A 13,722-nucleotide genomic window follows, 5' to 3' on the forward strand; every position below is an offset into this window, starting at 1 on the left:
GGTATAATCAGTATAAATTCGAATATTCGGACTTTATATTCCGTATTTCGGAACAACAAGGAGGGTTTCTATGTATCAAGTGGATATCAACTGTGATTTGGGAGAAAGCTTTGGTCAATACACAATCGGTGCAGACGAACAAATCTTAGAATATGTCACCTCAGCCAACATTGCTTGCGGTTTTCATGCAGGAGATCCAACGGTTATGAGAAAGACAGTCAGAATGGCACTGGGTAAAGGGGTCAAAATTGGTGCACATCCTGGTTTGCAAGATTTGGCCGGCTTTGGCAGACGTCCAATGGCTATCTCCGCAGAGGAAGCCTATGATCTTGTCATCTATCAAATTGGTGCTCTATCAGCCTTTCTCAAGGCCGAGGGCGGCACAATGCAGCATGTCAAACCACACGGAGCCCTCTACAACATGGCGGCTAAAAATACTGAATTATCTGAATCAATTGCGAAGGCTGTGTATGATGTGGATCCAAACCTTGTGTTATTTGGTCTGTCAGGGAGTGAACTAGCATTAGCAGGTGAACGGATAGGTCTGCAAGTGGCACATGAAGTTTTTTCTGATCGGACGTATCAAACAGACGGGACGCTGACATCGCGCCGCGAACCACATGCACTCATTGAAGAGGATGAACGGGCCGTCCAGCAGGTTGTTCGTATGGTGCGAGAAGGCAAGGTTCGTACAGTTCAAGGGGAAGATATCGAGCTCAAAGCAGATACGGTCTGCATTCACGGAGACGGCAGCCATGCGCTTCAATTTGCAAAAACCATTACAGCAAAGCTAAAAGAAGCCGGCATCCATCTCAAGGCCTTTCAATAAAAATCGTCATCAAAGGGGGAAACAGCATGAAAACAGAGAAAGTCAAACACGTGAAGGCACCAAAGGGGAATCGGTCTATGCTGATGGGCGCTGCCTTTTTAATGGCGACGTCCGCGATTGGACCGGGATTTTTAACACAAACGACCGTCTTCACACAGCAACTTGCGGCTAGCTTTGGATTTGTCATTTTGATCTCAATTTTATTAGATATTTTTGCACAAACAAATGTATGGCGCATCATTGCCGTGTCAGAAAAACGAGGTCAGGATATTGCAAATATGGTGCTCCCGGGTCTCGGGTATGTGCTCGCCTTTTTGATTGTCATTGGGGGACTTGCCTTTAACATCGGAAATATCGCTGGGGCTGGTCTTGGTTTTCAAGTGATCTTCGGTGTCGATCCGCGAATTGGCGCAGGGATCAGTGCTGTGATTGCCATTCTCATCTTTGTAATTAAAGAGGCTGGGAAAGCGATGGACCGTTTCACACAGGCAGCAGGCTTTGTCATGATTGGCCTGATGCTGTATGTGGCGATTTCAACAGCGCCGCCAATTGGAGAAGCGGCGGTGAGAACATTTGTCCCAGAGAAGATTGATATTTTATCCATTGTGACACTTGTGGGCGGAACAGTAGGCGGCTATATCGTCTTTGCTGGTGGGCATCGCTTGCTGGATGCAGGTATTAAGGGGAAGGAAGCACTGCCGCAAGTGACGAAAAGCTCTATTTTCGGTGTCTTAATTACTTCTGTCATGCGTGTAGCACTCTTTCTTGCCACATTAGGAGTTGTTTCAAAAGGCTTGCAGATAGATCCATCCAACCCGCCTGCCTCTGTTTTTCAATTAGCTTCAGGAAATATCGGATATAAAATGTTCGGGATTATTATGTGGGCTGCGGCGATTACATCCGTCATTGGAGCAGCATACACATCTGTTTCTTTCTTCAAAACCTTCTCGCCAAAAATTGAGCAAAACCAGCGTGGCATTATCATTGGTTTTATTGCTCTTTCAACCCTTTGTTTTATCACGATCGGAAGACCTGTGAACATCTTGATATTAGTTGGAGCGATCAATGCATTGATTTTGCCGCTCGCTCTTGGCACATTACTTGTTGCGGCTTATAAGAAAGACATTGTCGGAAATTATCGCCATCCTTTCTTTTTGACGGTGTCAGGTGCATTTGTTGTGGTCATCATGGCGATAATGGGCGGTTATACCATCATCAATGAAATCCCGAAACTATGGAGCTGATTCAGATGAATACTTACCAAACATATGAACCTTCACAAATTAGAGAATTGATTCGCGAAAAAAAGATCACAGGACCAACGGCTGGCTTTGCTGAGGGGTTTGCTCAAGCCAATTTAATGATTGTCAAAAAGGAACTTGCCTTTGATTTTCTTTTATTTTGTCAGCGGAATCCGGCTGCATGTCCCTTGCTTGATGTACTGGACCCGGGTGATCCAGTGCCAAGACGGTCGGCGCCTCAAGCGGATATTCGTACTGACTTTCCTAAGTACCGTATTTACCGAAAAGGGATTCTTGAAGAAGAGGTTACAGATATCTCTGCTTATTGGGAGGATGATATGGTTGCCTTTCTCATTGGATGCAGTTTTACGTTTGAGCACGCGCTTATGCTGAATGACATCCCTGTCCGCCATATTGAAGACGGTCATAACGTACCCATGTATCAAACGAATATAGCTTGTGAAAAAGCAGGAGTCTTTCATGGCCCAATGGTGGTCAGCATGAGACCCATTCCGGCGCATCAGGTCACAAGAAGTGTTCAAGTGACATCTCGATTTCCATCAGTCCATGGCGGCCCGATCCATATAGGGGACCCAGCGGTGATTGGTATTTCCGATGTGAACCAGCCTGACTTTGGAGAACCATCTGTGATCAAAGAAGGAGAAGTCCCGGTGTTTTGGGCATGTGGTGTGACGCCGCAAGCCATTGTCATGCATACAAAACCCGACATTGCGATCACTCATGCACCTGGGCATATGTTCATCACAGATCGAAGAGATCAAAAGCTCGGTGTACTGTAGAAAGAGAGGTGTCCTCAAGTGGCTTTTTCAACAATAAAAGATTCCATCACCTACCACCCGCTGGGAGATGCAGCGATCGTCATCCAAGCTGGAGCTGACATACATGAAGAGATTCATGCACGTGTTGAGCAGCTGTTTGCATGTATTGAACAGCACCCATTTGAAGGTTATGTAGAAGCGGTTCAAGCCTTTACAAACGTGACTGTTTTTTACGAGCCTTATACCGTTCATCAATCGGCCCAGCTTCAAACACAAGATCTGTCTCCGTACGAATGGGTCAAAGGCTATATTGAACAACTTCTTGAAGACAAATGGCAGGAGGGAGTTCAGGTAAAGCGCCGCATTGTGGATATTCCAGTCTGTTACGGGGGAGCGCTGGGCCCTGATTTAGAAGAGGTTGCCCGTATCAATGGTTTAACGCCAGAGGAAGTCGTACGTATTCACACTGCCGGGACGTATCTTGTCTATATGATTGGATTTGCCCCAGGGTTTCCGTTTTTAGGCGGGCTGTCTGAAAAGATCGCGGCACCACGCAGAGAAACACCAAGGATGTCCATTCCAAAAGGCTCTGTTGGTATTGCGGGAAAGCAGACAGGCGTTTATCCAATTTCCACACCAGGGGGCTGGCAGCTCATTGGACAAACCCCGCTGCTGCTTTTTCGCCCAGACGAGGAAATTCCGAGTCTATTGAAAGCAGGGGACGAGGTCAGATTTGTCCAAATGTCTGAAAAGGAATTTTTCAGCATGAAGGAGGCAGAACGTTGAGTATTCATGTCATCAAGCCAGGGATGTACACAACCATTCAAGATAAAGGGCGGCAAGGCTATCAAAAGTATGGCGTCTTAACGAGCGGCGGCATGGACCCGCTTTCACTTAGAATCGCCAACATTCTCACTGGCAACCAAGAAAACGAAGCCGTACTGGAAGTCACGTTGATGGGGCCGGGTCCTGTGCTCACATGTGAGAAGGATCAGCTCATTGCAGTCACTGGTGCTGATGTAGAGATTGATATTGACGGAGAGCGGGCACCTTTATGGAAGCCGCTCTTTGTCCGATCAGGAAGCACGATCACCTTTGGTCTTTGTAAGAGAGGCTGCCGCGTTTATCTTGCTGTGGCAGGTGGATTTGATGTAGAGCCAGTCATGCAGAGCAAAAGCACCTATGTAAGAGCGGGGATCGGTGGACTGAAAGGACGTCCTCTTGAAAAAGGCGACGTTCTGCCCATTGGAGAGCCTTCTATCGTAGCGGATCATTTGTTTGATAGGCTAAAAAATAAAGTGAATCAGGCGGGATACGGCGCACCAGATTGGACAGTGAGTCACGATTATTTTTTGCCGCTGCGGAAATCGCCAGTGATTCGTGTGCTGGCAGGGAGGCATTTTTCTCATTTTCAAGAAACATCTCAAACTGCATTTTTTGAGCAGCCTTATCAGGTCACACCTCAATCAGATCGTATGGGCTGCCGGCTGAAGGGGGAGCCGGTTCATTTAAAAGAAAAGCTGGAATTGATCTCAGAAGCGGTCGCCTTTGGATCTATTCAAATCCCACCCGATGGCCAGCCGATTATTCTGCTGGCAGATCGGCAAACGACAGGCGGATACCCGCGTATTGGAGAAGTAGCGACTGTAGATTTGCCGCTTATTGCACAGGCGATGCCTGGAGCAAAGCTGTATTTTGAACAAATAGATCATCGGGATGCAGAGCAGGCGTTATTTAAACAAGAAGCAGAACTGAGGGAGCTTACCGCAAGAATCAAGCTGGAAGCATTCTCGTTTAGAAAAGGTGAAGAAGATGCAAAACACAAATAAAACGGTTGTGAAATCAATGGAGATTTTGCGGCTGTTTATTGCTCACGATCAATTAACATTAAATGAAATGATCGAGCTATCTGGTATGCCGAAAACATCTGTCCATCGCATGGCGAGCTCATTAGCCGATATGGGACTGTTAGAAAAGCAAGAAACAGGTGCTTATCGATTAGGCTTAATGTTCCTTGAATACGGTCAGCTTGTGGCGGACCGCCTTGATATTCGAAGAATTGCAAGACCATTTATGGAAAGCTTACGGGATGAAGTAGGAGAAGCTGTACAGCTCATTGTTCGCGAGGGTGACGAAGCCATTTACGTGGAAAAGATAGAAGGTACGCAGCCTGTTCGTCTCTACACCGCCGTCGGTAGACGTTCCCCCCTATATGCGGGTGCCTGTGCGAGAAGTATTCTTTCCTTTTTGCCAGAGAGCGAAAGACTTGCCTATATTGACTCAATTGAGCTGGGGAAGATCGGAATTGGGACTATTACAGACAAAGAGGTTCTAAGAAACATGCTGGAAGAATCAAATGCGCGGGGATATACGTTAAGTTATTCTGAGCTTGAAAACTATACAGCGGCCATTGGAGCTCCTATTTTCAATCATCTGGGGGAAGTGGCAGCAGGTATTAGCATTGCAGGATTTGAAGCGGGCTATCAAAAAGAACGCCTGCCTTACTTAATTCAACAGGTGAAAAAAGCCGCCAGTGATATTTCGAGAGAATTAGGCTTTTCATCCGAACAAATAAAAAGCCAATGACCGTCAAGATCATTGGCTTTTTTGGGTGCAGTTATTAGAAAGTTTTTCCTAAAGCTTTTGCACGTTCGATTGCATCTGCTTTAATTTGCTCTGCTTTCGCAGGCTCAGCATTGTGACCTTCAACGATAAGACCTTCGAAAGAAGGAATTCCGAAGAAGTTCGCAATTGTACCAAGGTAACGGTGACCTGCTTCAAGTTCAGCAGCAGGACCTTCAGTGTAGTATCCACCACGTGCTTGGATGTGAAGAGCTTTTTTGTCTGTTAATAAACCAACAGGACCTTGCTCAGTGTATTTGAATGTTTTACCAGCTACAGCAACAGAGTCGATGTATGCTTTAAGAACTGGTGGGAATGAGAAGTTCCAAAGTGGTGAAACAAATACATATTTGTCAGCAGAAACGAATTGATCGCTTAATTCGTTTAGACGAGCAACTTTTGCTTGCTCTTCAGCTGAAAGTGTATCGAAGCCAGCACCAGATTGAAGTTTGCCCCAGCCAGCGAATACATCTGCATCAATGTGAGGAATGTTTTCTTTGTACAAATCGATATGTACAACCTCGTCACTTGGGTTTGCTTCCTTATAAGATTCGATAAATGCCTTAGCAGTAGCCATACTGTAAGAAACTGTTTCATCATGCGGATGTGCAGTGATGTATAAAACTTTTGCCATGTTCATTCAATCCTTTCTGTTTCGGTTATTTTTTTAGCGTATCCCAAAGGTACGCTGAATATGTGGCATCTTTAATCATATTGGAATGCTATGAAAAAGATGTAACAAGCACAGTTACATAAAAACTGATATTTTCATTGTAATCACATTGTAGTTTGAAGTCAAGATATAAAGTCTCGAAATCAAGATAAAAAGTTTGTAAATTTTTCTGGAACACTTAAACACGCAGATTTCAGCGCAAAAAACCTACTCTTATTGAACAAAAAATCGTTCAATACCGCAAGTAAAGAGTTTGTAAAGGCGCTGCAGCTCAAAAAAAGATGGATGCCCCTAAGTCATCTGCTACAAGCATCTGTTCTCCAAATTCGTATATATAAGAGAAGGCAGGAGAGAGTGAGGGATAAGAGTGGGACGATCCTATGTTGCGATTGGGGATTCCTTAACAGTTGGGGTGGGGGCACGTTTATTTGGCGGAGGATTTACTCAGCGGTTTCGATGGATGCTTGAAAAAAAGACGCATGCACCGGTCGAGCTGTCTGTATTTGCAAAGTCAGGGTTAACGACCGATGAGATTTTACAGCTCTTCAAACGGTCTGAGGTGAGACGTGCCATTGCAGCTGCTGACATCATCACCATCACAGGCTGTGGAAATGACCTTGTTCAAGCTGTTCAGCAGTATGAAGAAGGTGAAGATGAAAAGAAACTGCTGCAAGCGGTCATGCATTGCCAGGCGAATTTTAGCAAGATGATTCAAGAAATTGCTCAGATCAAAAGAGGGCAGCATGAGCCCTATTGCGTATATCTCATGAATTTATATAATCCTTTTCCACAAATACCAATAGCCGGGCGGTGGCTTCAACAATATAATCAACAACTTCGTTTGCTTGCTGCGAATCCACATGTAGAAGTTGTGGATGTATACAAAGCGTTTGAAGGGCATGAAAGAGCTTACTTATCGATTGATCAATTTCATCCAAATCCTAAGGGGTATGATGCAATGGCAGAAGCATTGTATCAACAATACTGTAAACAGCTGTAATCCGGTGGGATTGCAGTTTTTTTCATCCTTTTCAATAAATGACGGTTTCGATATGATAAAAGAAACGAAGGCGAAAGAGGTGTGCAGGCATGGAGGAGATCAATGCGTTTTTTCAAAAGATGACAGGAACGGCTTATGAAGTAGGAAAACAGCAGGCTCTCTGGTTGAAGGAGAACCAGCAACTGCAGACACAATATATTCGAACAGAACCGGTAACACAACAGGCTGTGAAGGAAACGAAGCAGCTGATCCGTCCTTTTCTTCCTCAATTAGATGAAGAGATTGCTGGGTTTTGTGATGAAATGCAATTAGATGAGCGTTATTTGACCTTTTTCTATTCATCACATCTTCAGCCAGGCTGTTCCCATTGTGTGAGGCAGGGGAATATGGCAGCCGGTCAACAAACGGTCATGCTTCGTAACTATGATTTCTCCCCGATTTTTGATGATATGCGTCTTGTGACGACACATGTGAAAGGCTTGGCATGTCATACAGGTTCGTCGCTGCTCTTGTTTGGCAGATCTGATGGAATGAATGAGCATGGTCTTGCTGTGACTTTCTCCGCTTGCGGTCCGCCGGTTGGCAATGAACCCGGTTTAAAGCCTCCAGCAGTCGCCGGTTTGCAGGTGTATCATGTGATTCGCTCTGTTCTGGAATCCTGTCAAACGGTCGAGGAAGCCATTCGCTCAATCCAGGAAATGCCCGTTGCTTCAAATGTTCATATCATGCTTGCGGATCGAAAAGGAGAGGCGGCTGTAATAGAAATCATCGATGGTCAAAAAAGGGTGAGAAGACCGGAGACAGGTTATATTGCCGCAACGAATCATCCGGTAGCTGATCAAACAGCAAAAGGGATGACCAAACATCATTCTATTGTCAGATACGATATGTTAATGGAGGCTTTAAAAGAACAACGATCAAATGATTCTCTTGTGAAGCTATTTCAGACAGAATATCCTGATGGTCTAACTGTGCACAATTATGAGGAGCTGTTTGGAACGATGCGAACCGTCATGTTCCGTCCGGAAGAAGGCACGATTGATTATTGCTTTGGTTCTCCGGTGTACAATCCGTCTTATTCTTTAAAAGCCGGTAGTTCACTGCATTTTCATGAACAAAAGGTACAATTTCATCAAAAGGATTATGGACCGTCATTTTGGAGAAGCGTCTAATGATCCCTTGTTTATATTTTGTCACAGCCGCTGTGCCAAATTCAGATCAACTTAAGATTGCATCGCTCGTTGAAAGCGTTTTATATTAAGGTGTGACAATAGACCTATTTATACAGAAGGAGGCATTTCATGTACATAACGGCACGAGAACAGAAAGTCATTAAATACATCATTCAGCAAAATCGTTATGTCACCATTCGTGAGATAGCCGATTCTGTTCAGGTGAGTACAAGAACGATCCATAGAGAACTAAAATCTATTAAACCAATTTTGAAAGATTATCATCTTTCATTAGATAAACAGCCGGGAAAAGGCTTAAAGGCAGTTGGCGAACAGGAGGATAAACAGCGGCTTCTTGCTCATATGTCAAGTGAGGATCAAATTGAATATAGCTCGGATGAACGAAAGCTCTTAATCCTATGTGCGCTGCTTGAAGCGAAGGAACCGGTGAAATTATACACACTCGCAGCTGACTTGCAGGTAACAAATGCGACGATCAGCTATGATTTAGATGAACTGACGGAGTGGATTGCTCCATACGGTTTGCAGCTTATCCGCAAGCGCGGGTACGGCATTGAATTAAAAGGGCCGGAGGAAGCAAAACGGAAAATTGTCGGCAATCTCATTGTTGACCGGCTCGACATTCAATTGTTTTTAGAAACGATTGAAATGAATATCAAACATCGAACGAAAGCAACGGAAAAGGTGTTTGGCGTTGTCAGCAGAGGTCAGCTGCTCAAGGTAGAAAGACTGCTCTTTCATTTGAAAGATCGACTGTCACTTTCCTTATCTGATAGTGCCTATATTGCACTTGTTGTTCACTTAACCTATGCCATCGAACGTATTCAGCTTGGGGAAACCATTCGAATGGAAGAGGAAGAGCTGCTGGAATTAAAGCGGACGAAGGAATTTGAATCATCACTCCGAATGGCAAGAGCGCTTGAACGCATGTTTAATGTGGAGATCCCTGAAGCGGAGGTCGGATATATGACCATCCACCTTCGCAGTGCAAATCGCAGCTTTGGGGCAGAATACCGTATTGATGAAATCGAGCTGGATATCGCGCTGAGAACGAAAAAGCTCATTGATTTTATTTCAAATAAAACCGGCTATCATCTTAATGAAAATGATTCATTGTATGAGGGACTCGTATCTCATCTCGAACCTGCCATGAACCGTCTAAAGGAAAAGATGAGAATCTATAATCCGCTCACACAACAAATTAAAAAAGACTACTTTTTGCTGTTTATGGCGATTGAAGAAGGAGTCGAGCGCTTCTTTCCTGAGATTGAATTTCCAGAGGATGAAATCGCCTTTATTGTGCTTCACTTTGGCTCAGTGCTTGAAATCAAAAAAGAAGAAACAAAAATTCATGCGCTTGTTGTTTGCTCAAGCGGAATCGGTTCCTCAAAAATGCTCGCCTCCCGGTTGAAAAAAGAATTGCCGGAGATCGCCAAATTCGATCTATCCTCTTTGATAGAGCTAAAGGAAATCGATGCATCGAGCTATGACATGATTGTCTCGACCGTTCCGATACCATATGAGCATATCGATTACATTATGGTCAGCCCCCTCCTAAACGAGGATGATGCCATGCGTGTGAAGGCTCATATTAAACGGAAGATTCCTTATATCATCGAGAAAAAAAGAACAAAAGAATCTCCCAAAGAATTGGTGCAAGAAACCGTTAATATGATGACGGTTGCAGAGCAGGTGACGAATTATATGTTTGTGATTCGCAGCATCCTGTCCCGTTTTACCATTGAAAAAAGAAAGACGATGCCGAAGCATGATGAAACCATCAGTCAGCTGCTTCGTCAGCTTGAAGAGGAAGGGCTTATCATACATGCGGATGATGTAGCGAGCGGCCTTTTGGAACGTGAACAGCAAGGCGGCTTAGGCATACCTGGTACTGAATTTGCTCTTTATCATTTAAAGCATGCATTCATCAAGGAACCAATCTTTCATATTTATGATCTTGATCAAGCATACGAGGTTAAAAGCATGGATGGCGGGCAGCAGCAGATGTCACGAATGCTCATGATGCTGGCGCCGCAAGAGCTTGGCAAGGAAGGGTCAGAAATGTTTAGTCTGATCAGTTCATCCATCATTGAAAGTGAAGAAAGCATGGCGCTTTATGGACAAGGGACAAAGGAAGACATTGAACAGAAATTACATCAGCTTTTCTATCAATTTGTCAAAGAGGCAAAGTGGTAAGTAAGAAAAAGGCCGAGAGCTTAGTCGCTTCTCGGCTTTTTTGCTGTGACACAGACAGCAAGGGTAGGACGAATTTCTTCATACTCAATAGAAAATGGGTCAAACCCTGCAAACTGCATGTCATTTAATATGCTTTCACCCATCTCTTTTGTCCGGTTGGCGTCAGCTCCTTTTTCTCTTGGCTGCATGACAATAACGAGTGTTCCGCCTGGTTTCAAGGTGTGGTAAAGATTGAGTAAGCCCGTCTTTGGATCATCCCAAATTGTAAAATTGTTAACAGACAGCACTTTGTCATACTGCTCTCCGGGAAGGCGTGTTTTCTCGATTTTTCCGACATACAATCGGACCTGTTTGTCTTTTGCTCGTTTGCTGACGCGGGACTGTGCTTGCTCCTGCATGGTTGAAGAAGCATCCAGCCCATCAATGTGAAGATCTTGATAATGCTTGAGCATATGTTTGATGCTGTAGCCGGGTCCATAGCCAATCTCCAAAATGTTTTCACCATCTGTCAGATCTAAGTGGCGGATGGCCCACTGATTCAATGATTTATTTTCATTTGCCATAATGAATCCAGCGATGCTTCCGAGCCAGCCTTTTGGTCTGCTAAAAGTTTTTGAAATGGTAGACAGCATGTGAGAACGCTCCTTTTTGATGATCATGTAACCGATTTTTCTCCTATTCAAACATGTTGATTTTCGGGAACACATCTGTACAGCTTCATGATGTTTGAGTGGAAAAATGAGGTGGTAATGAAAGGATACATCAACAAATCAAGGAGGAGCTTACACATGGATTTACGTGAATATTTAACAAATGGCATTCCGCGCCAAACGCAGGATCAGCAGCCAGGCAGTGAAAGAGAAATGAATCCAGCGCCGATCTTTGAGGATGAATCATATCAAGGTTCTGGCAAGCTAAAAGGAAAAGTGGCACTGATTACAGGCGGAGATAGTGGAATCGGACGGGCAGTATCTGTTGCCTATGCAAAAGAAGGAGCACATGTCGCCATTGTGTATTTAAATGAACATGAGGATGCAGAAGATACGCAAAAACGTGTAGAACAGGAAGGCGTCAAATGCTTAACGATTGCAGGAGATGTCGGTGACGAAGCCTTTTGCGAGAAAGCAGTAGAAAAAACAGTTGAAGCCTTTGGACAATTAGATATTTTAGTAAATAATGCGGCTGAACAGCATCCGCAAGAACGTATTCAAGATATTTCAAGTGAACAGCTTCACCAAACCTTTAGAACCAACTTCTATTCCTATTTCTATTTTACGAAAAAGGCACTGGATTATTTAAAACCGGGAAGCTCCATTATTAACACAACATCAATTAACCCATATCGAGGTAACCCAGTGCTGATTGATTATACGGCGACAAAAGGAGCAATTAACGGCTTTACGCGTTCTATGGCACAATCACTTGTGAAAGATGGGATTCGGGTAAACGGTGTAGCGCCAGGTCCAATTTGGACACCGCTCATTCCATCTACATTTGATGAAGACAGTGTGGAAAGCTTCGGGGCAGAAACCCCGATGGGAAGACCAGGACAGCCTGTAGAGCATGTCGGCTGCTTTGTGCTGCTGGCTTCTGACGAATCGTCTTATATGACAGGACAGACACTTCACGTCAATGGCGGTTCCTTTATGAATACATGATCTACGCGGCACCGCCCAGCTTTGATTGGGCGGTGTTTTTAGTATTTCTTGCGATTCTTCTGCACAGATGTGACAGACCATACGATAATGCCCACAACAACTGCCGCAATGACAAGTGAACTCAAATGGAACATCGTTTCATGATGCATGTTCAACTTCTCCCTTCATTGAACCTGTTTTCTATAGCATCAGCCAGAAGGTCTCTTTTTATGAAAAACACATTTCTTTGTTTAATGAATGGGCCGTCGTGGAAACCTAAGAATACGGATGAAATTTTGAAGGAGTGAAATGATATGTCTCAAGAAGAATTAAAACAGAAGGTATTAAACCTATTAGATGAACAAAAGGTCGGAACATTGGCGACTGTTGAACAGGATAAGCCGCATACTCGCTACATGACGTTTTTCCATGAAGATCTGACGTTATATACACCAACGAGTAAAGAAACACATAAAGCAGATGAAATTGAAAAAAATCCAAATGTTCATATTCTCATTGGATATTCAGGCGAAGGATTTGGTGATACTTATGCAGAAATTGCAGGTACCGCAACATTAACCGATGATCCGGAACTGATCGACCGCCTTTGGTCTGATGAGATGGAGAAATGGTTTAAAGGAAAAGATGACCCGAATCTAGTGATTCTGAAAATTGATCCAACCTCCATTCGTTATATGAATGAAGGAAGCCGTACACCAGCAGAATTATCACTTTAACACTTGCGTAATCAGGGGGAATGTGTTATAGTTTGATATTAAGTGTTGAAATAAGCAAATAAATAAAGAAAGTAAACTTTCTTTTTTCTATGACACAATGAGAAGCAATAGAGCTTCTACTTGATAAGAACGAGACGCTGTCAAAGCGAACAAACTTATTCTTTTCCTTCTGCACCCGCCCCCCTATATAAGCGGAAGAATGGAAAAAAGACGTTTTGATTTACAATTCACACTGGCACGGCTTCGGAGCCGTAAGGACGAATGAGAGGTAGGGCTTTCGTTGTCTTGTTATCCAGAACTTCCATGGCGTTTACTTTCAAACGTAGGTTCACTCGGAACACATATGACACACTGATATGATCGAATCTTAATTCATACACTCCGTAACGGAGATTAAACATTGATTATTTATTTGCATGAAAAGAGTAAGTAACAGGCTGCCATCTATTTGGCAGCCTTTTTCATTTGGTTAAACAAGAGGACCCCAAAACCAATGAGCCCAAGAAAAGGGAAGATGGAGATAGAAACCAATCGCATCGCGTCCGCTCCAAAAGGGTTCGACACTAGTAGCAGACCAATGAATGCACAGATGATCAGAGTGAATAAAGCGGGCTTCATGATCATTTCCTTTGTCCTTTCTTCTGATACCGCCAAATCCGTTCAATAAAAAAGAACATCACTGCAAACAAAATAGAAAACATGAACATATCCAGCAGTGTCACGCCTCTATTTGGGTGCACAAGACCAAACCAAACGAATTGCAGAACAAAAGAGATCGCAAAATATAGAATTAATTTTTTCATCTTTTTCCTCTT

14 protein-coding genes are annotated in these 13,722 nt (G+C 43.8%); 11 read left to right on the forward strand and 3 right to left on the reverse strand.

The window, feature by feature from the left end:
- The first annotated feature begins 70 nt into the window (after positions 1 to 70).
- From OIT90_RS14750 to OIT90_RS14775, 6 genes are read left to right on the forward strand one after another with little or no spacing between them, the layout of a single operon-like run.
- The gene (locus OIT90_RS14750; RefSeq protein ID WP_041089118.1) at positions 71 to 829 is read left to right on the forward strand and encodes a LamB/YcsF family protein; all 759 of its coding nucleotides are present in this window, start codon (positions 71 to 73) and stop codon (positions 827 to 829) included.
- Positions 830 to 855: 26 nt separating this feature from the next.
- Positions 856 to 2,073: an NRAMP family divalent metal transporter gene (locus OIT90_RS14755; RefSeq protein WP_058837340.1), complete on the forward strand. Its 1,218-nt coding sequence runs from the start codon at positions 856 to 858 to the stop codon at positions 2,071 to 2,073.
- Between the two features lie 5 nt (positions 2,074 to 2,078).
- Positions 2,079 to 2,870 (forward strand): putative hydro-lyase, encoded by a 792-nt coding sequence (locus tag OIT90_RS14760; protein WP_058837341.1) that lies wholly within the window; start codon positions 2,079 to 2,081, stop codon positions 2,868 to 2,870.
- Between the two features lie 18 nt (positions 2,871 to 2,888).
- A complete protein-coding gene (pxpB, locus tag OIT90_RS14765; protein ID WP_474892684.1) occupies positions 2,889 to 3,635 on the forward strand; it encodes a 5-oxoprolinase subunit PxpB in 747 nt (248 codons plus the stop codon).
- Positions 3,632 to 4,678 carry a 5-oxoprolinase subunit C family protein gene (locus tag OIT90_RS14770; RefSeq protein WP_474892685.1) on the forward strand — a complete coding sequence of 349 codons (1,047 nt, stop codon included), beginning with the start codon at positions 3,632 to 3,634 and terminating at the stop codon, positions 4,676 to 4,678. Before pxpB ends, OIT90_RS14770 begins: the two co-directional genes overlap by 4 nt.
- Entirely contained in the window at positions 4,662 to 5,435 is a 774-nt protein-coding gene (locus OIT90_RS14775; RefSeq protein WP_059376019.1) for an IclR family transcriptional regulator, read from the forward strand. The genes OIT90_RS14770 and OIT90_RS14775 overlap by 17 nt, the downstream gene beginning before the upstream one ends.
- 34 nt (positions 5,436 to 5,469) lie before the next feature.
- Here the strand turns inward: OIT90_RS14775 and OIT90_RS14780 are convergent, their stop codons facing one another.
- The gene (locus OIT90_RS14780) at positions 5,470 to 6,105 is read right to left on the reverse strand and encodes an FMN-dependent NADH-azoreductase (protein ID WP_024720223.1); all 636 of its coding nucleotides are present in this window, start codon (positions 6,103 to 6,105) and stop codon (positions 5,470 to 5,472) included.
- Between the two features lie 406 nt (positions 6,106 to 6,511).
- Here OIT90_RS14780 and OIT90_RS14785 point away from each other — a divergent pair, with 406 nt between their 5' ends.
- From OIT90_RS14785 to OIT90_RS14795, 3 genes are all read left to right on the forward strand, one after another.
- A complete protein-coding gene (locus tag OIT90_RS14785; protein ID WP_474892686.1) occupies positions 6,512 to 7,144 on the forward strand; it encodes a GDSL-type esterase/lipase family protein in 633 nt (210 codons plus the stop codon).
- Between the two features lie 89 nt (positions 7,145 to 7,233).
- On the forward strand, positions 7,234 to 8,316 hold the full coding sequence (locus OIT90_RS14790) for a C45 family autoproteolytic acyltransferase/hydolase (protein WP_474892687.1): 1,083 nt from the start codon (positions 7,234 to 7,236) through the stop codon (positions 8,314 to 8,316).
- Positions 8,317 to 8,445: 129 nt separating this feature from the next.
- Positions 8,446 to 10,533 (forward strand): BglG family transcription antiterminator, encoded by a 2,088-nt coding sequence (locus OIT90_RS14795; protein WP_144491733.1) that lies wholly within the window; start codon positions 8,446 to 8,448, stop codon positions 10,531 to 10,533.
- A 20-nt stretch (positions 10,534 to 10,553) separates the two neighbouring features.
- Here the strand turns inward: OIT90_RS14795 and OIT90_RS14800 are convergent, their stop codons facing one another.
- Positions 10,554 to 11,192 carry a class I SAM-dependent methyltransferase gene (locus OIT90_RS14800; protein WP_228280297.1) on the reverse strand — a complete coding sequence of 213 codons (639 nt, stop codon included), beginning with the start codon at positions 11,190 to 11,192 and terminating at the stop codon, positions 10,554 to 10,556.
- A gap of 129 nt (positions 11,193 to 11,321) precedes the next feature.
- Here OIT90_RS14800 and OIT90_RS14805 point away from each other — a divergent pair, with 129 nt between their 5' ends.
- Positions 11,322 to 12,191, forward strand: coding sequence for an SDR family oxidoreductase (locus OIT90_RS14805; RefSeq protein WP_024425561.1), 870 nt, complete (start codon positions 11,322 to 11,324; stop codon positions 12,189 to 12,191).
- A 293-nt stretch (positions 12,192 to 12,484) separates the two neighbouring features.
- Positions 12,485 to 12,907: a pyridoxamine 5'-phosphate oxidase family protein gene (locus OIT90_RS14810; protein WP_039176603.1), complete on the forward strand. Its 423-nt coding sequence runs from the start codon at positions 12,485 to 12,487 to the stop codon at positions 12,905 to 12,907.
- 620 nt (positions 12,908 to 13,527) lie between these two features.
- On the opposite strand, the gene OIT90_RS14815 is transcribed toward OIT90_RS14810, so the two are convergent.
- Positions 13,528 to 13,710, reverse strand: coding sequence for a hypothetical protein (locus tag OIT90_RS14815; RefSeq protein WP_041089145.1), 183 nt, complete (start codon positions 13,708 to 13,710; stop codon positions 13,528 to 13,530).
- Positions 13,711 to 13,722: the final 12 nt, after the last annotated feature.

This window comes from Bacillus sp. ABR (assembly GCF_056172715.1).

Coding starts and splice junctions, on each gene's coding strand:
- OIT90_RS14750 (WP_041089118.1), top strand. CDS start 71: ATGTATCAAGTGGATATCAACTGTGATTTGGGAGAAAGCTTTGGTCAA.
- OIT90_RS14755 (WP_058837340.1), top strand. CDS start 856: ATGAAAACAGAGAAAGTCAAACACGTGAAGGCACCAAAGGGGAATCGG.
- OIT90_RS14760 (WP_058837341.1), top strand. CDS start 2,079: ATGAATACTTACCAAACATATGAACCTTCACAAATTAGAGAATTGATT.
- OIT90_RS14775 (WP_059376019.1), top strand. CDS start 4,662: ATGCAAAACACAAATAAAACGGTTGTGAAATCAATGGAGATTTTGCGG.
- OIT90_RS14780 (WP_024720223.1), bottom strand. CDS start 6,105: ATGGCAAAAGTTTTATACATCACTGCACATCCGCATGATGAAACAGTT.
- OIT90_RS14790 (WP_474892687.1), top strand. CDS start 7,234: ATGGAGGAGATCAATGCGTTTTTTCAAAAGATGACAGGAACGGCTTAT.
- OIT90_RS14795 (WP_144491733.1), top strand. CDS start 8,446: ATGTACATAACGGCACGAGAACAGAAAGTCATTAAATACATCATTCAG.
- OIT90_RS14800 (WP_228280297.1), bottom strand. CDS start 11,192: ATGATCATCAAAAAGGAGCGTTCTCACATGCTGTCTACCATTTCAAAA.
- OIT90_RS14805 (WP_024425561.1), top strand. CDS start 11,322: ATGGATTTACGTGAATATTTAACAAATGGCATTCCGCGCCAAACGCAG.
- OIT90_RS14810 (WP_039176603.1), top strand. CDS start 12,485: ATGTCTCAAGAAGAATTAAAACAGAAGGTATTAAACCTATTAGATGAA.
- OIT90_RS14815 (WP_041089145.1), bottom strand. CDS start 13,710: ATGAAAAAATTAATTCTATATTTTGCGATCTCTTTTGTTCTGCAATTC.